16 protein-coding genes and 1 tRNA gene are annotated in these 19,540 nt (G+C 54.2%); 9 read left to right on the forward strand and 8 right to left on the reverse strand.

Annotated elements, in window-relative coordinates:
* The first annotated feature begins 166 nt into the window (after nt 1-166).
* Together ACUZ79_RS14075 and ACUZ79_RS14080 are read left to right on the forward strand one after the other, a co-directional pair.
* On the forward strand, nt 167-631 hold the full coding sequence (locus ACUZ79_RS14075) for a hypothetical protein (RefSeq protein ID WP_449251970.1): 465 nt from the start codon (nt 167-169) through the stop codon (nt 629-631).
* Between the two features lie 118 nt (nt 632-749).
* Nucleotides 750-1,247 (forward strand): GNAT family N-acetyltransferase, encoded by a 498-nt coding sequence (locus tag ACUZ79_RS14080; protein WP_240825237.1) that lies wholly within the window; start codon nt 750-752, stop codon nt 1,245-1,247.
* A 125-nt stretch (nt 1,248-1,372) separates the two neighbouring features.
* Here ACUZ79_RS14080 and ACUZ79_RS14085 read toward each other — a convergent pair whose 3' ends face one another.
* Together ACUZ79_RS14085 and ACUZ79_RS14090 are read right to left on the reverse strand one after the other, a co-directional pair.
* A complete protein-coding gene (locus tag ACUZ79_RS14085; RefSeq protein WP_022659670.1) occupies nt 1,373-2,638 on the reverse strand; it encodes a phenylacetate--CoA ligase family protein in 1,266 nt (421 codons plus the stop codon).
* A 147-nt stretch (nt 2,639-2,785) separates the two neighbouring features.
* Entirely contained in the window at nt 2,786-4,180 is a 1,395-nt protein-coding gene (locus tag ACUZ79_RS14090) for a ClC family H(+)/Cl(-) exchange transporter (protein ID WP_449251971.1), read from the reverse strand.
* A 173-nt stretch (nt 4,181-4,353) separates the two neighbouring features.
* Here ACUZ79_RS14090 and ACUZ79_RS14095 point away from each other — a divergent pair.
* Nucleotides 4,354-4,429, forward strand: a tRNA-Phe gene (locus ACUZ79_RS14095).
* A gap of 500 nt (nt 4,430-4,929) precedes the next feature.
* Here ACUZ79_RS14095 and ACUZ79_RS14100 read toward each other — a convergent pair.
* From ACUZ79_RS14100 to ACUZ79_RS14120, 5 genes are all read right to left on the reverse strand, one after another.
* A complete protein-coding gene (locus ACUZ79_RS14100; RefSeq protein WP_296966746.1) occupies nt 4,930-5,091 on the reverse strand; it encodes a hypothetical protein in 162 nt (53 codons plus the stop codon).
* A gap of 207 nt (nt 5,092-5,298) precedes the next feature.
* The gene (locus ACUZ79_RS14105; RefSeq protein WP_449251972.1) at nt 5,299-6,588 is read right to left on the reverse strand and encodes a cobaltochelatase CobT-related protein; all 1,290 of its coding nucleotides are present in this window, start codon (nt 6,586-6,588) and stop codon (nt 5,299-5,301) included.
* Between the two features lie 100 nt (nt 6,589-6,688).
* Entirely contained in the window at nt 6,689-7,930 is a 1,242-nt protein-coding gene (locus tag ACUZ79_RS14110) for an ISL3 family transposase (RefSeq protein WP_449250523.1), read from the reverse strand.
* Nucleotides 7,931-8,244: 314 nt separating this feature from the next.
* Nucleotides 8,245-9,480, reverse strand: a complete 1,236-nt coding sequence (locus ACUZ79_RS14115; RefSeq protein ID WP_096152604.1) for an ISL3 family transposase — start codon at nt 9,478-9,480, stop codon at nt 8,245-8,247.
* 33 nt (nt 9,481-9,513) lie between these two features.
* Nucleotides 9,514-10,707, reverse strand: coding sequence for a tyrosine-type recombinase/integrase (locus ACUZ79_RS14120; RefSeq protein ID WP_449251973.1), 1,194 nt, complete (start codon nt 10,705-10,707; stop codon nt 9,514-9,516).
* Between the two features lie 595 nt (nt 10,708-11,302).
* Between ACUZ79_RS14120 and ACUZ79_RS14125 the strand changes: the two genes are divergently transcribed.
* From ACUZ79_RS14125 to ACUZ79_RS14145, 5 genes are all read left to right on the forward strand, one after another.
* Entirely contained in the window at nt 11,303-12,727 is a 1,425-nt protein-coding gene (locus ACUZ79_RS14125) for a LuxR C-terminal-related transcriptional regulator (RefSeq protein WP_449251974.1), read from the forward strand.
* 210 nt (nt 12,728-12,937) lie between these two features.
* Complete coding sequence (locus ACUZ79_RS14130) at nt 12,938-13,501, forward strand: TorD/DmsD family molecular chaperone (RefSeq protein ID WP_449251975.1); 564 nt, start codon at nt 12,938-12,940, stop codon at nt 13,499-13,501.
* Nucleotides 13,494-15,764: a molybdopterin-dependent oxidoreductase gene (locus ACUZ79_RS14135; protein ID WP_240825232.1), complete on the forward strand. Its 2,271-nt coding sequence runs from the start codon at nt 13,494-13,496 to the stop codon at nt 15,762-15,764. Before ACUZ79_RS14130 ends, ACUZ79_RS14135 begins: the two co-directional genes overlap by 8 nt.
* A complete protein-coding gene (locus ACUZ79_RS14140; RefSeq protein ID WP_022659675.1) occupies nt 15,761-16,318 on the forward strand; it encodes a 4Fe-4S dicluster domain-containing protein in 558 nt (185 codons plus the stop codon). Before ACUZ79_RS14135 ends, ACUZ79_RS14140 begins: the two co-directional genes overlap by 4 nt.
* Nucleotides 16,319-16,322: 4 nt before the next feature.
* Nucleotides 16,323-17,111 carry a DmsC/YnfH family molybdoenzyme membrane anchor subunit gene (locus ACUZ79_RS14145; RefSeq protein WP_449251976.1) on the forward strand — a complete coding sequence of 263 codons (789 nt, stop codon included), beginning with the start codon at nt 16,323-16,325 and terminating at the stop codon, nt 17,109-17,111.
* 111 nt (nt 17,112-17,222) lie between these two features.
* Here the strand turns inward: ACUZ79_RS14145 and ACUZ79_RS14150 are convergent, their stop codons facing one another.
* Entirely contained in the window at nt 17,223-17,936 is a 714-nt protein-coding gene (locus ACUZ79_RS14150; protein ID WP_449251977.1) for a hypothetical protein, read from the reverse strand.
* Nucleotides 17,937-18,267: 331 nt separating this feature from the next.
* Between ACUZ79_RS14150 and ACUZ79_RS14155 the strand changes: the two genes are divergently transcribed.
* A protein-coding gene (locus ACUZ79_RS14155) for an IS3 family transposase (RefSeq protein WP_428993646.1) occupies nt 18,268-19,463 on the forward strand; the annotation gives its coding sequence in 2 pieces (ribosomal slippage) (nt 18,268-18,538 and nt 18,538-19,463; 1,197 coding nt in all).
* Nucleotides 19,464-19,540: the final 77 nt, after the last annotated feature.

A 19,540-nucleotide genomic window follows, 5' to 3' on the forward strand; every position in this document is an offset into this window, starting at 1 on the left:
TTGGTGATGTGCTGCCTATGACAGACGATGTATTTGTCGTGCCTGCTACAATTACAAAAGAATCAATAGAAAAAATTGTGATCGTCTACGTACATAAAAAGGACGGAATATTTAAAATTCATTCCGTATCAGACGCATATCCATACTAACTGGCGGGAATACCAATATGAAAAAGATTTTTCTTGTCTGCATGCTTCTGGTTGCGAGCTTGTTTCAAACAATCCCTCAATCTGCCCAAGCGCAAGATGTAAAGTCCTTTGTGCGTAACTTTTATAAATGGTATCTTAGAGAATCACTGTCTGTGCGTAAGCATCCTGTTTTTGATGATGCCATATTCAAATACGTGTGCAGGGATACTGTAAAAAGGGTGCGGATTGATTATGAAAGATCGGTTGCAGATGTGGATTATTACTTCAAGGGTCAGGATGTTGACGAAAAATTATTGGAAAATCTTGTAGTTGATAAATCTATTGTCGTAAATAATAACCTTAGCCTTGTATCTATGAGCACGAGTTTTAGAAAAGAATACGTGCCCAGTGTTGTGGTATATGTAGAAACAAGGAAGGGTGGTATGTGCATCAGCAAGGTAGAAGAGATTCTTGGGCGTAACCGTCGCGGTGAGGCGTATTAATTCGTAGCATTTTGGTCGGTTGTGCCATGTGCTCTCAGGCTGAAATCAACTTGGTACAAAGCATGATCGACTAGAGACAGGGGCAAGCCAGCAAAATCACCAGTAAAGAGTAAATTGCATGCAAGAATTCACAGTTAGACGTGTTCGTCAGGATGATTTGGAGAGTATAGCTGAAATAGAATCCGTGTGCTTTCCTGCGGCTGAGGCCGCCTCACGGGCCTCCTTTAAGGAAAGGATTGCGGCTTTTCCTGAGTCTTTTCTTGTGGCTGAAGTCGGCGGTAAACTGGTTGGATATATTAATGGATGCGCTACCGATAGCCCCGTCATATACGATGAACTTTTTTATAGCACGTCTCACCACAATAAGACTGGTGAAAACCTAACTGTTTTCGGGCTGGCTGTGATTCCAGAATTTCGGAAGCAAGGCATTGCCTCCCAGCTAATGAAGCACTTTGTGCAAACAGCTAAAAAGTTAGGCAAAAAGAAAGTCATACTGACGTGCAAAGAGCAACTGATTCGCTACTATGAATGCTTTGGTTATGTGAATGATGGAATTTCGAAATCAAGTCATGGCGGAGCGCAGTGGTTTGATATGACGCTTGGGCTTGATACGTAAAGTAAACTGTAAAAATTGCAGTGTGGAAAAAGTGGTTTGCTTCTTTTCCACGCCGCTTGCGGTTCTTTTAGAATTGCAAAAAACAAGCCCGGCTCTTGGCCGGGCTTGTTGCGTATATCTGCGGGTTAATCCCAGTGACGCTTGTCTTCGATGGGTCTGATCTGCGGGGGCAGGCTGCCGGGAGCCAGCACGCGCAGTTCGGGGCGCAGTTTGATCTTTTCGCGGAACTGGTGCAGCAGCTCTTCTTCGCGCTTGAAGCCGCTGGTTTCCACAAACAGGGTCATTTCGTCGATGCCGCCGGGGTTGGTGACTTCGATCTGCCAACGTTTGATTTCTTCAAAGCGGCTCATGACCTGTTCAACCTGATGCGGGTACACAAACATGCCCATGATGCGGGCGGTGGTGTCCACGCGGCCCACAATGCTGCCAAGGCGCGGGCTGGTGCGGCCGCAGGCGCAGGGGCTGCGGTCGATGTACGAAAGGTCGCCCGTGGCAAGGCGGATGAGCGGGTAGGTCTTGTTGAAGGCCGTCACCACGATTTCGCCCACTTCGCCGTCCTTCAGCGGGATGCCCGTGTCAGGATGGCAGATTTCCACGTAGCAGCGGTTGGCAATGTGCAGGCCGGTTTTGTGGAAGCATTCGTAGCCGATGCAGCCCACGTCGGCCGTGCCGTAGCCCTGACGCATGACGAGGTCGTACTTCTTTTCCATCTGGGAGCGCATCTTTTCAGACAGGCGCTCGCCGGTGACAAAGGCCACTTCGAGGAAAAGATCCTTGCGCAGGTTGAGGCCTTTTTCTTCGGCTTTTTGCGCAAGGTGCATGAGAAAGCTGGGCGTGCCCACATAGCCGGAGACGCGGAGCTTCTGCATGATGTCGAGCTGGGTGGCGGCGTCTGTGGGGCCGGCGGGAATAACCGCGCAGCCCAGATTGCGCAGCGGCTCTTCAAACATGAGGCCAGCGGGCGTCAACTGGTAGTTGAACGTGTTCTGCACGGCGTCGCCGGGGCGGAAGCCAACGGAATAGAAGGCTTCGGTGTAACCCCAGTAGTCTTCTCCACGGTCTTCGGGATCGAAGATGGGCCCAGGCGACAAAAAGATGCGCTTGAGCTCGCCGATATCCTTGGTCAGCAGACCGCCCAGGCGCGGCCCCATGGACTGAAGGAAGATAAGTTCTTTCTTCTTCAGGATGGGAATGTGCTTTATATCGGTAAGTGTTTTGAATTTCTCCACATTGAACTGCGCACGGTCGAAGCGTTTTTTAACGTCTTCTGAATAGCGGTATGCGTAGGAGAGCAAATCTTTGAGCTGAATAAGGCAGTACTGACGACGCTCACTTTCGTCCAGTACTTCTCGGCGGCTGTATATGCCTTCTGTGCGGTCTTTACGGGTCATACCTACTCCATGGGGCGCGGTTGGTTTTGCAATTGGTGAACATAGACACTCCAATTCCAAAACGCAAGCATTTTTTTAAAAATTCAAATATAACGAATAGTTATATGGATAAAATTTTGCGGCATCGTGCGCCTTTTGCACGACCTTTCATTTTTGCAGTTGTGTTGCGCTGCCTGACGCATCGGTATCATTGCCATTTTTGTCGCTTGGGGCTGCCGCGCCAGCCAGATCAAGGCAGCGGGCGCGCAGGCTGTCGTACACAGGCTCGGAGCGCAAGGCATTGGCGGTGAAGGCGGCAATATAAGCCGTGAGCACCACCGTGGGAATGTTATGGAACGATCCTGTCATTTCAAGCAGCAAAAATGCGCCGGTCAGCGGCGCGCGCACAGAACCGGCAAAAAGGCCTGTCATGCCAAGGGTCAGCACAGTGGCGGTCTGCTCCGGGCTAATAACTCCGGCAGATTGCAGGCCCGAGGCCATGCATGCCCCGCCAATGGAACCCATGAGCAGCACGGGCATCAGCAGGCCGCCGGAAACGCCGGAGGCAAAGCTTATCCATGAAAAAGCCATCTTTACCGCCAGTAGGCCAAACAGGCCCAGCAGGGGCAGGGGCAGGCTCTCAAGCTGTAAGGTGCTGAAGCCAATGCCCACAAGCACCTGCGGGCAGAGGTAAAGCAGCGCGCCAGCCAGCATGAAGGGCAGGAGCACGCGCAAGGGGCGGGGCATCAGGGGGGTGTGATCGGCCCAATGGGTGAGCCGCAGCAGTACCAGATTATAAAAAGCGCCCAGAACGCCCATTGCAATGCCGACAAAGGGGATGACCCACCACTGCGTCCAGTGGATAAAGGGCTGTTGCGCAAAGGGGAACACCAGGCCGAATCCAAGCAAAACCTGCACCACAAACCACGCGGCAAGGGCGCACACGCCCGTAAACAGCAGCATGGGAGCGCTGAGGATGGTTTTCATTTCTTCAAACGCAAAGAACATGCCCGCCATTGGCGCACCAAAGGCGGCGGCAAGCCCGGCAACGCTGCCCCCCACAAGGTAACGCGGCAGGCTCTGCCCACTGCGCTCGCCCCACAGGTGCCCCACGCCAGCCCCCACGGCTGCGCCCATCATGATGGAAGGCCCCTCGCGACCCACAGACAGGCCGCCACTGAGGGAAACGAGGGTTCCGGCAAACTTGCACAGCAGCACGCGCAGCCAGTTCATGCGCATCTGCCCGCGCACCATCAGCTCCACCTGCGGAATGCCACTCCCGCTCACAAGGGGTTCAAGGCGCAGGGCCAGCAGTGCCAGCAGAGCCAAGATCGCCAGGCCGCCGAAAATCCATGCTGCCGTAACCGGGTCATAAAGGTCGTGCTGGCGTATGGTGTGCACAAGCGCGGCGTTGATGTGGTCGTAAGCAAGGCGAAACAGGCCGATAACAGCGCCAGTGACGCCGCCGGTAACAAGGGCCTGCATGATGACGCGCCTGACGCCAATGTTGCGCAGGGCATCGAGATCCCGCAAGGTTGGGGGGATGGGGCTGTGAAAAGGCACGATAAATCCTTGATTTGATCTGTTGACGGGGGAAAGTATGGCCGGAAGAAAGCCATATTTCAAGCCGTTGTACAAAATTCTTAAAAAAAAGCTTGCCAAAGTCAGCGCAAGTAGATAGAAGACTTTTCCAGCCGCTGTGAAAGAGCAAACGCTCTGGCGGCAAGCCCTAATGGGCCGAGGTAGCTCAGTTGGTAGAGCAGGGGACTGAAAATCCCCGTGTCGGCAGTTCAATTCTGTCCCTCGGCACCAGTAAATACAAGGACTTATGCTTTCTGCATAGGTCCTTTTTTTGTATTTCCGAAATTTTATCCCGCTCTTATCCCGCGATCGTCGAGTATGAAGCGGTTATTTGAGGTATTGTTTGGTAAGAATCTAAGCGCTAGAGTCGGCAAGAACTCTTATTAAATTTCGCCAGTACCCCAAGGTTTGCGTTCAAGCAAGACAATCGCTATCTTCCCAGCATGAGCACAAGCAAGGAATACCTTCCTCCACTCAGGCCGTGTATCAAATGCGGCAAAATGCCTCAACGTGAAACATCAAGGCCGGATGGTAGAACCCACGATATTTACCGCTATGCTTGTGAATGTGGCAACTGCCCACTCCAGTGGTCTGTCAGCGAGTCTGCTGCAATTCGTTTGTGGAATGCATATGTTGCGACTTGACCTATACTTCAATCAAAAAATAAAAGTATAGCAAGGGCAAGGAAGCGGGAAGTCCCCGTTTCCCTGCCCAAGAATCAACACGGATTCTTACCTGCCTTCGCTTTCAGGCAAGGCCAGCCTTTTCGGTTCTTCTTCAGCATTGCATCTGCCGTCTCTCCGATTTTCCAATTCCACCGACACCGCTGCCGCTGTGAAAACTCCTGCGATCCCCGCCATTATGCCGCCTATAAATGCCCATTTACTGCTCATATCCTTGCTCCTTCTTGCTTGCGTGTACAAGCTAATCATCCCAATTGTCCTTTATGGCTTGAAGCACAGCTATAACAACTGGTATCCAGCTAAGATAATTCATTTACCCTCCTTTCATTTAGCAGCGCTGGATGCGCCGTTTTTTGTTAAGTAAGAAGAAATGAAATATTCCCGTTCGGCTCCAAGGTCTGAAATCAAGCGGCACCATCATGCAGCACCGCCTTTAAGCAACGCAGCCTGCAGCATGGCAAACATGGCAGGCACCAGGTCAGGCAAGTCGTTGACCACCCGGCTGGAGTGCGGCAGCAGGTGCGTGATGTGCTCATCTCTGATGCCAAGGCCATAAACTTCAAAACCGAGTTGTTGAGCCACCCCTATGGCATTGTTTGCAGCGAGCGGGTTGTCCGGCATGCCGTCAGTGATTACCAAGATCATCTTGCGTTGTTCTTTGAGAGGCAGCATGTTTTGCAGCACCCACCACAAAGCCCCAGCCAAGGGGGTTCCGCCAGAAGCCAGAATGTCGAACCTATCAGGCAACGGCTGCCCATGCCGCATTATTGGGAATACAGAGTTTGTGACCGTCGTAGCGGGGAAAACCGTAACCGCTGGGTTCACGCCACGAATATGGCTCAGGGCAGTTGCCACGGCAAAGCAGGCTCGTTTGGCAAGGTTAATTGGTGCGCCAGCCATGCTGCCGCTTACGTCCAGCATGATATGGACAGCCGTATTGAGGCCCAGTTGCACCGACTCTTTTTGGAAAACACGAGCATTGCCAACCTGCAGACGGTGTAGCGAATTGGCATGCAGATCCCCTCTACGCCCGATGCTCCAACGCCTTTGCGTTTGCGCCTGCAGAAAGCCCTGAAGGCGAGTACGCAGCGCAATGCTGGCCTGAAGGGCTTGCAGCTTCTGCTCTGCTGGCAAGGGGGTTGCATGTCGGGTGCCTTCCACAGCCACGGTCAGTGCGTCACCAGCGGATTCTGCGCTGCTATTGGCAAGCTCAATCGACATGATTTCGCCTAGTTGCTTGGGGAGATCCTGCGCCTCTGCATGAAACAAGGCCTTGAGCGGTAAAGCACTCGACAGTTGGACCGGTTCAGATTGCTGGTCAATTTGTGTGGCAGAATCGTTAGCTTCCCCTGCCGCCCTTGGTGTGGCTCCCTGACCCTTTTTATTCGTGCCTTCGCTGGTTGCAGTTGGCTGAGGTGGTTCCCACTGCCTGACGCATATGGCAATTTGTCGAGCATATTCGACTGCTGCCGCAGTATCCGGGCAATGGATGTAAACCTTGACTAAAATGGCATCCAGAGCCCCTATCAAGTCGGGGAAGTGCTGCTCCACGATGCTTGCCGCGTGTTGGCGTGCCGGGGTCACCTCATCCACATCCCAGGCCCGCACCGTCAACAGCACATAGTCCAAAACAGCAAGGGCCGGGGAATCGTCCCCGGCCCTTGGCTGTGCTTGATCTACAAAGAATCGTCGTATCAGCCAGTTCAAGTTTCTCCGGCAACCTGGGAAAATACTTGATAGCTTCATTTCAACACGCCAGTCCTCAAGGCAGTTGAACAAATTGGTTCTTCGTCGTTTGATGTGGAATTCATGAAGCCACTACGACCTGAATCGGGGCCGCAATCAGGTAGACCATGGTGATGAAGTTCTCCACGTTCCGGTATCCTCGGGCCCTGGCCCTTGCCGCCTGGAACAGGCCATTGAAGCCTTCGAGCCTCGCATTGGTGTGCAAGGAATGCCAACGATGAAGGATTCGCGGCAAATGCCTCTCAAAGCTGGCCAATGCTCCGCGCACGGGTTCCAATAGCGGGCAGTCGGCCGCGTACTCGGCGGCATGCTTGAGAAAATGGGTTATGCGCCACTTGGCGGCCTGCTTCGATTCGGCCCGTCGAACCCAGCGCAGAAGTTCTTTGACACGGTAGGCCTTGGCGGTAGCGAAGCCCTGCTCGACGAGTTCCAGGAGAGCACTCTCCTGATTCTGCGTGCGTATTGTCTCGGCGCCCTTGAGTACGGCCCAACGGGTGTGGTCCGGCAGCTTTGACTGCCTGGCCTCAAGCTTTCTGACGTCATCGACGGCCTTGGTGAAGAGTTGGACGACATGAAACCAGTCGACTGTCACCGAGGCAGACTTGAACTTCTGTTCGACGGCGGAGAGGAACGCAGGCGACATGTCGCAAACTACCTCGACGATGTTTTCAGGACAGCCTTCATGGGCTTCAATGAACGCGCAGAACTGAGTCAGGCATTCCTTGCCCTTACCTGGAGTCGCGAAGATCACGGGCCTGTCGGAACGATCCAGGTCAATGAAGACGGTGATGTAATTGTGCCCACGCTTGGACGCGGTCTCATCCAGACCGATGGCCTTGATGTCTTTCAAGTTCAGCGCATTGATGGCTTTGGCCACATAGTGATGGACGATGCGCCACAGGCGGGTATCCGTGACCTCGACATGACGCGCTACGGCATTGACCGGCATCTCTCGAACGAGGCTCATGACAACCTGCTCAAAAAGCAGGGTAAACCGGCTGCCTTCCCTGGCCCATGGGGCTTCGACGCGTCGGATTCCATGTTCCGGGCAATTGATCCTCGGCAGTCGGGCTGTGAGGTAACAGTGATGCTGGAAGAAGTTGAGATGCCGCCACGTGAATTCCTTGAAGTCGTGAGCCTTGCACGCGGCTCCGCACTCGGGACACGGATACAGCGCTCCGCGGTCGGCACCGATCTCCAGGTGGAGCTTGGTTGGCGTATGGTCGGTATCAAGACGTTGGCTCATAACTTTCCAGGGCGGCGTGAGGCCGAGGCCCAAGGCAAAGATTTCTTCAGCTTGCATGGCAGTCCTCCTAAAGGAGGGCTATCCAAACTGATTGAGGTCGGTCAATTCCACATCAAACGACGAAGAACCATTATACTCAACATTTTCTTCTACAGATTTGCCTTCCACCAGTTTGGTTGAGTCGTCAGCCTTCGATGTTGGCTCGCACATAGCGTATTCCTCATTTTGCATTGATCAAATTTGAAATTACTTTTTAGATCAGACAGTTGCTGATATGTTCAGTCTCTACGGGCCCAATTTCATCAATTTGTGGGATTGGTTAGGACTGTTTCAAGATTTGGTTCTTCCGGGTTTTCCGTGGGTAACCCCTGTCAGGAACTGGCCGGGTAGAGGTTTAGACCGCCACAGAAGAAGTAGATGGCTGTCTTGAAATGCTCCCGGTTCCTATAACCGCAAGCCTTCCTCTTGATGGCCATGATCTTGCTGTTGAGGCCCTCGGCCACGCCGTTGGTGATCCTGTGGCGGCAGAAGGTCAGGATGTTCTCAAGATGTCTCTGAATCAGTCCGCCCACTTTGCGCATTGGGGCAAGATCTGACCTGTTCACCCAGACCAGCCATCGCTTCACAAAACGTCTGGCCCATCCCGTGCTCAGGTACTTCCAGACGTCGTTCAGGCTTTCCTTCATGGCCCAGGCCTTGGCCACCTTGAGGTTCGCTGTCTTCAAGGCCTCCAGGGCTGGCCGGTGTTTGTCCGGCAGATTCTCCTCCCGGTATAGCCAGAGGAATTTCGTGCCCTTGAGTCGATGGTCATCCTGACTTGTGAGTTCGCGGTGCTCTTGCTTGCGTACCCGGTCCACAGCCTCGCCTACGTGTTTCATGACGTGGAACCGATCGTGAACGATTTTCCCCGCCGCGTCCGGCACATGTTTGAGCGTAGCTTTAAAATAGGGCTCCCACATGTCCATGGCCACGGCCTTGATCCGCTCCAACTGCGCCTTGGTGAACTGAAGGTAGTACCCCTCAAGGCTTTCGGCCTTACGCTCGTCGGCCACATACTCCACCGTGCTGCCGATCAGATCACAAACCACGGTCACATAGTCGTGCCCCTTGCGGAATGCCTTCTCGTCAACGCCAAGATACCGCGAGGGATTCGATTGCTTGCGCTCCCGGCCCCGGCGCACCGCCCTTTCCATGACACCCCATGCTTCGTCCCAGGTGATGCGCAGGATGCGCCGCGCTCCTGTTACGGTGGCGCACTCGGTCAGCACGTCGATGATCAATCGCTCCATCAATATGGTGAAACGTGCCTTGGACTCGGCCCAAGGCACGTTGACCTGAAGGACGCCATGCTCGGGGCAGTCCACTCGGGGAATCCGAGCATGCAGGAACGTCTTGAACTGGCACGTGTCCAGATGGCGCCAGACACGAGGCTCGGCATGGTCGCGGCAAGCCAGCTCTCGACCACAAGTAGGGCAAAACCAGCGAACACCAGGACCATGCTCCACGCGGATGTCTACCCGACCTTCCGCCGTGTCCAGTTCAACAGCCTCAACAAACCAGGGCTCGGTCAGCCCGAGAATCCGAAAATATAGGTCCGTATCCTTCATTGGTGCCCTCCGGGAAGGACATTAGCAGATCAGCTACCCACGGAAAACCCGGAAGAGCCCAAGATTTTTTAAAGCACGGACTTTGCCTTCATCCGTTGGATGTAAATACCGCTGTGCCATGGCCAAGGTTGACCATCCAAAAATTTCTTGAATTGTTCGAATATGTTCTCCGGCCTCCAGCAGCATGGATGCTGCGCTATGGCGCAGAGAATGGAAGACCAAAAGGTCACGCCTGTCGTTTCTCCCTTCGTTTAAGGCTTGTTGTTTTATGGCTTTGCGGAAATTTGCAGGCATGGATCTCCACTGGTCACCATTGGCATTTGTGAAAACTAATTCGTCTAATTTGCCTTTGGTTTTATTGTCTAGCACAAGTTTTAATGTTTTTGTCAGGGGTATTGAGCGTGGTTTACCTGATTTAGTGTGCATGAGTGTGAGAAAGCCTTTCGCCATATCGATATTTCCCCATGTCAGCCGCGCAACTTCGCCAAGTCGACCGCCCGTATGCAGGCAAGCGAGAGTAAACTCCCATGCATTGTTATCAAGCCGTCTTATTGTCTCCAGAAGAGCTGTAGCCTCTTCTGGAGACAATATTCTGGTACGTGCATTATTTATGCGGCCAATTTTTACCGAGTGAACAGGACATTCTTGTTGGACAAAGCCTCGTTCAAAAGCATGGTTCCATACCGCCCGCATGGTCGCGAAGACAAGTTGTATGCTCCGGGGCGCTCTTCCTTGCTCGCGCATTTTGACCAGAATTTTGTCAAAATCATGAGGAGTTAATTCTCTCATGGGGAATTTGTCCAAAAATGGCAAGAGCCATGTTTTATACATGGATTCTTCGCGCCTCCATGTCTCGGCAGCCTTTTCTAATTTGGCGTGAGGAGCGTAATATTGTTTCCAATAGGCTGATAAGTTAAGCGCGGTGCGCTCTTCATGCGCTGCTTGCCGTAGCTTTTTTTCTCGTTCCAACCTTTCAAATTCACGTTTCTCTGCAAGGGATGTTGGGCCAGCGCCTGTTCGCGCGTTTTGTTTCAGTTCTGCTAATTGTGCATAGGCACTCTCCTCGGTCACGCCTTCAGAACTCCATCCGACTACTTCTTCACGTTCCTTCCCTTTCTGTTTAAATCGGATAGTGAAACAGCGATCTTTACGGATACCGTGCTTTCGGGTAGCGTGTTCACGATATCGGACACCTGGGAATTTTGTCTGAACCCATATAACAGCCATAGGACACCTGCCTATTTTTATCCCGCCTTTATCCCGCGCTGTGAGGGTAAGCGGCGGGGGGGAAGAGTATAGCGTGGTAAGAATACGATAATTTATTTCACTGAATTATCAATAGTTAGGTATAAGCCGGTAAAGACAGGGACGTTTCATATGGGGACTGAAAATCCCCGTGTCGGCAGTTCAATTCTGTCCCTCGGCACCATATAGATTTCAAGGACTTACGCAGTACAAGCGTGAGTCCTTTTTCTGTTTCTTGGCTGTTTTTCTCCCTAACCTCTCCCTACTTTGTGGGTGCGGATTTCACGTAAGTGTAATTTGCAGCCCTTATGTCCATTCCTTCCTGCCATGCATTCGGGCGGGAGCGCCCATAACTGCTTTTATTGCAAGCCTTTTATCTGTCACGCGGGCACTGGCCTTTCACGCTCTTGACAGAAAGAGTGATTGTGCGTCACATTTTTGTAAGTGTGCCGTTCCCGTTATTCGTTGCGCATACCGCACCCGTCCCATGCCCGCGATCTGTTCCACGCCCACAACCTGTCTTTGCCCTGAATCCCGCGTAGCACTTTTGCAAGCATCCATGCGCGTTAAGGCGGCCATGTCAAAAGCGATTTCCCAAAGTCATACATCCCGCCCTGCGGAGCAGAGCCCGTCTTCCGGTCTTTTTGACCTGAGCAGCGAGGAGTGGCGGTGCGCGCTTGGAGCGGTAAACCACTTTGACGATTGCGCCGAGGTTTTTCTCGGGCAGTGGACACTACGTATGAAGGCTGCGGGCTACCTGTCCTTTACCACTGCCCGGCGGGAAGACTGCATGACCTCCTGCGACGGGCTGCTGGACGCAGTGAAAGGGCATGCCGACCGCAACACCCCGCCCACCTTCGAGATGCTGCGCACCAATGCCGACGGCTGGGCCGATGCGCTGAAAAGTTCGGGTCTGCGCCATCTGCGGCGGGGCATCACCGGCAGCATGTTTCTGGGCTGCTACAAGACGTTTACCCTGTCGGTGCAGGATGCCCTTGAGGCCTTGCCGCGCCTTTCGCCAGAGGCCACGGAACGGGCAGCGGCTCTGGCCGCCCGGCTGGTGGAGATTTACAGCCAGGCTTTTGAAATCGTGTGGATGGAAACCTGCATGCAGGCCGCCCAGAGCGCCCGCACCTTTGATCAGGATGATCTGTTCCGCCTGCTGACCGTTGAAAAATGCCGTTTTGAAAATATATTCAACGCCACGTCCGACGGCGTGCTGGTCATGGATTCCGCCTGCCGCATAGTCACCGCCAACCGCTCCTTGCGGCAGTACGCGGGCGAGAACCTTGAAGGCAAATACATCTGGGATGCGCTCGGCCTGGAAGAAGCAGACGCCAAGACATTCTTCGCCCGCTACAAGGTGGGGCAAACTGTCGAGATATCTCCCTTCGGCAATGGCTTGGTGTTCCGGCTTTCCATGGCTTCGCTGGGCGACCTCAGCATGGCAAGCTCCGGCGACTTTTTGCTCCTGCTGACCAACATAACGCCGCACGTGCTGCACAGGGAAATGCTCGAGGACGCCGTACAGCGGCAAACGCAGGATCTTCAGCAGGAAAAGCAGCGTCTTGAAGAGCTGAACATCACCCTGCGCAACGTACTGCGGCATGTTGAAGAAGAACGCTGCCAACAAAGCGATGAACTGGCCGAAAACGTGCGCAACTTCCTGTGGCCCGCCCTGGCGGAACTGGGCAGGGAGCAGGATGCTGCGGCCCGTAAACAGGGAATAGAGCTTGCGCGCGAGCAGCTTGAGCGCATCGTTGGCGGCACAGGCTCCGCGCAGGAGCAGATGGTTAAGGACAAGGGGCTGAGCAAACTGACCCTCGCCGAGCTCAAAATCTGCCAGTGGATCCAGACCGGGCGCACGACCAAGGAGATTGCCGCCATCCTGCGCATTTCGCCGGAGACAGTGCAGACCCACCGCAGAAACATCCGCCGCAAGCTTGGCGTGCGCGGGCACGATACACAGCTTGCCATGTACCTGATTACCAGTCAGGCCTGAGGCTCTGCCGGATTGCATCCGTAGCCCGGCGCTTCTTCACTTCACTCCTTCGCTTTTCCCTTTCTACCCAATCCCGATTAATCGGGTATAGCTGTATACCCGATCTCTCACCAAACATTCACTCTGGCGCACTGCACACAGAGCGGGCATTTTACTAACGTATCAAAATGCTCGTGATGCCTCGCTTGGGGCATCCTGCCGGAGGCTTGAATGTCCCCATCATTATCAGAAATGCAGGCTCTGGCTCAGGCCCTGCGCGACTTTTTCAGCAGCACAAATGCTGACGCGCTGGCTGCGGCGGGCACGCGTTTTGCTCCCGTGGAAATCCTGCCCGACAGCATAAACTGGCAGGCGGAGGAATACGCCTTTAACCGGCTGTTTGTGGGGCCGCAGGCCGTGCCTGCGCCGCCTTATGCCTCGGTGTATCTGGAGGCGGAACCCCGGCTTATGGGTAATGCCGCAACAGATATGCGCGAAATATTGCAAGCCCTTGGCCTTGCCGCGCCTGATGGTCAGCCGGACGACTTCATCGCCTGCGAGCTGGAAGCCTGGGGCATGCTGACATTGCTGTTGCGCCCCGAGTGTGGCGCCCCCCTGCGCGCCCATGCCCGCGAAGCCCTTGCCTGGCTTGTGGATGAGCACATGGCGCGGTGGCTTCCCGCTTTTGTGGAAAGGGCACGCAAGACGGACGCGCCCACGCCCGCAATACAGGCGGCCCTGCGCTGTCTTGAATATTGGCTGTGTCATTGTACGCAAAGGAGTATGTATGCATAAATCTGATTGCTCAAAAGAAAGGCGCGGCTTCCTTAAAGGATTGCTGGCGACCGGGGCTGCGGGCGCGCTTGGCGGCGTATCCGGTTCGCTGCTCCTGCCTGCGCGCAGCGAGGCAAAACCCTTTGACCCCTCGGCCTATCAGGTGTTTCGCAACGCCTGTCCCCGCAACTGCTACGATACATGCAGCATTAAGACCTACGTCAAGGACGGCATCGTGCAGTTTGTGGAGGGCGCGCCGGAATCCTCCTTCACTCAGGGGGCCTTGTGCGTAAAGGGCTATTCCTATCCCCGGCGGGTCTACAGCCCTGACCGCATCAAATATCCCATGATTCAGGAGGGCCGTGGCTCGGGCAACTGGCGCAGAATCAGCTGGGATGAAGCCATGGACCGGATTTCGGACAAGATTCTGGAGCTGAAAAAAAAGGACGGCAACCTGCTGGGGCTGGGCCTTACCAAATATTCCGGCAACTTCGGCATCACCAACTACGGTGTGGAAGGCATGATGTCTTCCCTCGGCTACACCAGCCGTTTTGTGGGCACGCCCTGCTGGCCTGCGGGCATTGACGCCCAGAACTACGACTTCGGCGATATGTGGTGCAACGACCCGGAAGACATGGTCAAGGCCAAGTACATCATCGTGTGGGGCGCAAATCCGGCATGGTGTTCCATGCACTCCATGAAGTACATCTACGAGGCCCGGCAGAAGGGCGCCAAGGTGGTGGTTATTGACCCCATCTTTACCCAGACTGCGGCCAAGGGGGATGTGTACTGGCAGGTGCGCGCTGGCGGCGATGGGGCGCTTGCGCTCGGCATGGCCCGGCATCTGCTGGATTCTGGTCTTGTAGATCTGGATTTTGTCAAAAACCGGGCCGTGGGCTTTGACGAATTTGCGGCCTACCTGCGGGCCAATGTCACCGTGGAGTGGGCGGCGCAGGTTTCTGGCGTGCCCGCCCATGAAATCCGCGCAGTGACGGAAGAATTTGCTTCGGCCCACCCCGCGACAGTGTGGATTGGCTACGGTATGCAGCGCCACACCAACGGCGGGGCCATGGTGCGCGCCGTGGACGCCTTTGTGGCCATGACAGGCAACGTGGGTGTTGAGGGCGGCGGCGCTCGCTACGGGCATCTGCAAACCTGGGGGTTCAACTACCACGCCATGACGCAGCAGCGCCCCGCAGGCTCCAGGGGTTTTGTGGGCGGCGGCGGCCCCAAGGGCGAGTTTGACTTTGGCGGCGGGGAAAAGACCGCCTACACCGACCGCTCCCTGAACATCAACAGGATTGCCCAGGAAATTCTGGATGCCAAGGATCCTGAGCTGAAAATGCTCTGGATATCCTGCAAAAATCCCTTTGCGCAGGATTTCGACCGCAACAAGCTGGAGCGGGCCTTCAAAAAGCTGGATATGGTTGTCTCCGTAGAGCAGTTCTTTACGGAAACCGTGCGTCATTCCGACATCGTGCTGCCGGTGACAACACTTTTTGAGGAATGGACGATCAACGTATCGTACTGGCACTACTGGCTTTCGCTTAACGAACAGGCCATCAAGCCCATGCACGAGGCGCGCTCGAACATCGAAATCGCGGCGGCCCTCTCCCGCGCCATGAACCGCAAGGAATCCGGGTCGTGTACCTTCCCGCAGGAAGTGGACGGCAAGGAATGGATGGCGAAGGAATGCAACAAGGGCATTTACGACCTGTTTGGCATCCCCAGCTGGGAGGCGCTGCGTCAGGGGCCGGTCAAGGCCAAGCGCAAATCCTCTGCCGCATGGCCGGAAGGCACCTTCAAAACGCCCTCGGGCAAGTACGAGTTCAAGTCCGACCTCTGCGCCAAAAACGGCTTCAAGGCCCTGCCCGAATTTGTGGAAGGGCGCAAGGCCTCTGGGCCGTTTCGGCTGCTGACTCCGCATGTGCAGTTTGGCCTGCACTCCCAGTTTATCAACCTGGACTGGATGGAAAATTTCTATCCCGAGCCATATGTCTACATCCACCCCAAGGCGGCGCAGGAGCGCGGCATCAGGGATATGGCCATGGTCAAGGTGTTCAACGGCATCGGCGAGGTGCGCCTGCGGGCGCGGCTCAGCACCAACGTGGCTACGGATTGTCTGGTCATGTACGAGGCATGGTTCCGCAAGCTCGACTTTAACGTGCAGAACCTTGTGGACGATTGCTCGTCAGACATGGGGGCCATGAAAACCGGTTCGCCGGGTGTTGCAATCCACGATCAGTTTGCAGACGTGATTGCGGTGAGCGGAGGCTTGGCATGAGTAAAAGACGCGCGTTCTTGATGGATATGGATAAGTGTATTGGCTGCCGCTCTTGCGCCATGGCCTGCAAAAACTTCAACCAGCTGGAGCCGGACATGGTCTGGCGGCAGGTGTATCCGCTGGACGAGGCCATTTATCCGCACCACGACAGGGCCTTTCTTTCGCTGGCGTGCAACCATTGCGAGCATCCCGCCTGTATGGATGCCTGCCCGACGTCTTCGTACGAAAAGCGGCCTGACGGCGTGGTCGTGCACCACAAGGAAACCTGCATCGGCTGCACCAACTGCATCCGTTCCTGCCCTTATGGCGCGCCGCGCTTCAACAAGGCGGAAAAGCATGCGGAAAAATGCAGCATGTGCCATGAGCGCCTCGATGCCGGCCTGTTGCCCGCCTGCGTGCAGGGTTGCCCCACTGGCGCGCTGGAGCTTGTGGATCTGGAGCAGTTTGACGATACCAACGCCGTGCAGAATCCGGCTGGCTATCCCGCCATGCCGCGCCTTAATCCTTCCACCCGGTTTATCCTGCCCAGGATGCCGCGTCAGGTCAGGGGGTAAAACCATGCATTACGAATTCCCTCTTGTCTTCTTTACGGTGCTTACCCAGCTTGCCGTGGGCATGGCCGTATTTGCGGCTTTTGGAATGCTGCGCCCGGCTGCCGGGGCCGTAACCTCGGCCTCCAGACAGGCCGTAGGGCTTAGCCACCTTGGCGGCAAGGAATGGTACGTTGTGGCCGGGGCCGCCCTGCTCGGGCTGGCGGCTTCCATGCTGCATCTTGCCCAGCCCTGGCGCGCCGCAACGGCGCTTACCAATATGGGCGGTTCCTGGCTCAGCAGGGAAGGGCTGGTATTCGGCCTGTTCGCCGCGCTGGCCTGCCTTTGCTGCTTCAAGCCTTCGCGCCTGCTGTGCGTACTCACTGCCTTGGCGGGGCTTGCGGGTATCATCATGCAGGGCATGACCTATGCCGTCATCTCCATGCCTGCCATCAGCAACGGCGTACCCATGCTGCTCTTCGCCCTTACCAGCCTTTCGCTGGGCGCGGCCTTTGCGCAAAACCGGGTTGGGGTGCTGCGGGTGTTTCTGGGAATGCTCATGGCGGTGCTGCTGATTGTGCCCTGCGTGTGGGCCTCCGGCGGTACGATCATGCAGGCCACGGCCCGTGCGTGGCTGGCTTCGCCCTTGTTCTGGGGCGGACTGGCGCTGCTGGGCGCGGCCTTTGGGTTGACCTACGCGGCGCGGCAACGCGCCTGCGCGCTTGGCCTGCTGGTGTTCTGCGCCGTGCTGCTCAGCCGCATCGTCTTTTTCAAGGATACCATCCACACCGCTACAGGCCTTGGCTTGCCCTACTAACACGCTGACAACGCCTTATGTGAACGGCCTGCCCGCAGCAGCGGACAGGCCGTTTTTGCGTGGATTTTACCCCAGTTTAAGAGCAAATAAATTGTTCACGCAGGATTTGCGCTATTTTGAAGGTAGCCCTAGTCTATCAAAAAAGGCTCTATTGCGTTCTTTAGCTGACTTAATTAGTTGGTCGAATCCGATAACTTCAATATACGCCTTATAGCTATCATTAAATCCAAAATATCCCATGTAGTCGTGGGTCGGTTTTAGGCCCGCAAGCTTTGCTCTATTAATCATTGTGGGGGTTAAGTCGGCAAGTATATAGCAAAATGCTGGAGTGGCATCCGATTGGGGTATATTTCTACCTCCAGACGTTTTGATCTTACCATCCCGGATTTTTTGAATATAAAGAAGAGCTTGTTCGATGGGGTTATCCTTTTCCCCTTCTTTGAAATCGTTGCGCATCGGTCTTTTTATTTCCACAACAGTTATGCTGGCCAATGGTAATTGTTGGCCCTCATTAACGAGAATTGGATTGTCATATATGTTTAGGCATGTAATATCTGGTTCTAGTGTCTCATTTGCTCCTGTGACAGGCATTGATAGCAAGGTCTTGTCAGATCCGAGATAACGATGAAAAGCTAGGCGTTCATCAATTAGCCAAAGATTTGCATCCTCAACTTTTATTTCATCTGATTCAACCTGCATTGGCATAATAAGTTGATGAACAATGTTTTCTTGCGAATATTTGCCATCCCGATGTCTTTCAATAGCACGCTCAAAAAAATCTAAGACAACTTTTCTATGTGAGACATAGCTTGCCAGATCAGACATCTTGATGTCACTTGCCATTGAAAGGTAATGTTGCAATCTAATTTCATAATCTTCAAATGTTTCATCTGTGAGAGGGCTTGCTAAGTCGTGCCCTTTAGAAATTAGATTTACTTCAAGCTCAGAACGTTTTCGATAAAGAATTAAATCTAATTCTTTGTCGGAAGTATCAGGATCAATGCTTAATTCAGGATAATGTCGTAAGATAGGCTTATATTTGGGGGCAAATGTTGATGTGAAATCCTCGATTCTTTGCCGACCAAAAACTGACCTGCCCCCAAAAAACTGGTCCGCCTAAAAAGTTAGTATAAGGTGGAGCCATGGAGGGCATCAAATGGGTCGCAAAGCATTCACTCCAGAGCAAATCATTTTCAAACTTCGTGAGGTTGAAGTTCTTGTAGGACAAGGTGAAAGCATTGCGCTGGCTTGCCGCAAAATTGCTGTAACCGAGCAGACGTATTATCGATGGCGCAAGGAATACGGAGGCATGGGTACTGAGCAGCTCAAGCGATTGAAAGAACTAGAAAAGGAAAACGCTAGGCTGCGGCGAGCCGTCGCTGATTTAAGCCTTGAAAAAATTATTCTTGCGGAGGCGGCAAAGGGAAACTTCTGAGCCCCACCCGCCGTCGTCAATGTGCGGAGTATGTCCGTGAGCAGACCGGGAGCAGTGAGCGCAAGGTATGCGCTGTTCTGGGGCAACATCGGACTACTCAACGGTATACGTCCTCTGTTTGTGAGTTTTCAGTGCTCGTGCGCCAGGCGGTGATCAACTATGCCTCGGAGTATGGCCGGTACGGCTACAGAGCGGTGACCGACCTCTTGCGGACAGACGGGTGGGGTATCAGCTATAATCGCGTAGAACGGATTTGGAAACAGGAAGGCTTAAAAGTCCCAGCAAAGCAGCGCCCAAGAAAGCGCTTGTGGCTGAATGATGGTTCCTGCATTCGGCTCCGGCCTGAGTGGAAAAATCACGTCTGGGCTTATGATTTTGTGCATTGCCGCACGGCCAATGGCAAATCTTTTCGTGTGCTGGTAGTCATTGATGAATATAGCCGTGAATGCTTGGCACTACATGTGGCCCGCACAATTCGTGCAGAGCAAGTAATGCACGTTTTGGCAGATTTATTTCTGACGCATGGCAGACCTGATAACATTCGCTCGGACAACGGTCCAGAATTCGTAGCGTTAGCTTTAAAAGAATGGTTGGCAAATCTGTCTGTGCAGACGCAGTACATTGAACCGGGCAGCCCTTGGGAAAATGGTTACTGCGAAAGTTTTAACGGCAAGCTTCGGGACAAGCTGCTGGACGGCGAGGTGTTTATGACGTTACAGGAAGCCGAAGTAGTTATCGAAAACTGGCGCCAGCACTACAACCACCGTAGGCCGCATCGCTCCCTTAACGGTAGACCTCCTGCGCCATTGACAGTTTTTACCCCTCCCCAAAGAGGAGAAATGGGACCAATCTCGCCTCCGCCAGAATTATCAGCTATACAGGCGACAGAAACAGAACCACAAAGAATCTACCACTAACATTTAACCTGGTACAAAAAAACGGGGCTGGTCACGGAATCTCGGCAATGACAGCGAGCCTGGTGTTCCCCTCTCCG

The sequence above is a fragment of the Desulfovibrio faecalis genome, from assembly GCF_053570625.1.

Excerpts from the sequence above, each read along its gene's own strand:
- ACUZ79_RS14075 (WP_449251970.1), top strand. The coding sequence starts at position 167 with ATGAAAAAGATTTTTCTTGTCTGCATGCTTCTGGTTGCGAGCTTGTTT.
- ACUZ79_RS14080 (WP_240825237.1), top strand. The coding sequence starts at position 750 with ATGCAAGAATTCACAGTTAGACGTGTTCGTCAGGATGATTTGGAGAGT.
- ACUZ79_RS14085 (WP_022659670.1), bottom strand. The coding sequence starts at position 2,638 with ATGACCCGTAAAGACCGCACAGAAGGCATATACAGCCGCCGAGAAGTA.
- ACUZ79_RS14100 (WP_296966746.1), bottom strand. The coding sequence starts at position 5,091 with ATGAGCAGTAAATGGGCATTTATAGGCGGCATAATGGCGGGGATCGCA.
- ACUZ79_RS14110 (WP_449250523.1), bottom strand. The coding sequence starts at position 7,930 with ATGCAAGCTGAAGAAATCTTTGCCTTGGGCCTCGGCCTCACGCCGCCC.
- ACUZ79_RS14115 (WP_096152604.1), bottom strand. The coding sequence starts at position 9,480 with ATGAAGGATACGGACCTATATTTTCGGATTCTCGGGCTGACCGAGCCC.
- ACUZ79_RS14120 (WP_449251973.1), bottom strand. The coding sequence starts at position 10,707 with ATGGCTGTTATATGGGTTCAGACAAAATTCCCAGGTGTCCGATATCGT.
- ACUZ79_RS14125 (WP_449251974.1), top strand. The coding sequence starts at position 11,303 with ATGTCAAAAGCGATTTCCCAAAGTCATACATCCCGCCCTGCGGAGCAG.
- ACUZ79_RS14130 (WP_449251975.1), top strand. The coding sequence starts at position 12,938 with ATGTCCCCATCATTATCAGAAATGCAGGCTCTGGCTCAGGCCCTGCGC.
- ACUZ79_RS14135 (WP_240825232.1), top strand. The coding sequence starts at position 13,494 with ATGCATAAATCTGATTGCTCAAAAGAAAGGCGCGGCTTCCTTAAAGGA.
- ACUZ79_RS14140 (WP_022659675.1), top strand. The coding sequence starts at position 15,761 with ATGAGTAAAAGACGCGCGTTCTTGATGGATATGGATAAGTGTATTGGC.
- ACUZ79_RS14145 (WP_449251976.1), top strand. The coding sequence starts at position 16,323 with ATGCATTACGAATTCCCTCTTGTCTTCTTTACGGTGCTTACCCAGCTT.
- ACUZ79_RS14150 (WP_449251977.1), bottom strand. The coding sequence starts at position 17,936 with ATGTCTGATCTGGCAAGCTATGTCTCACATAGAAAAGTTGTCTTAGAT.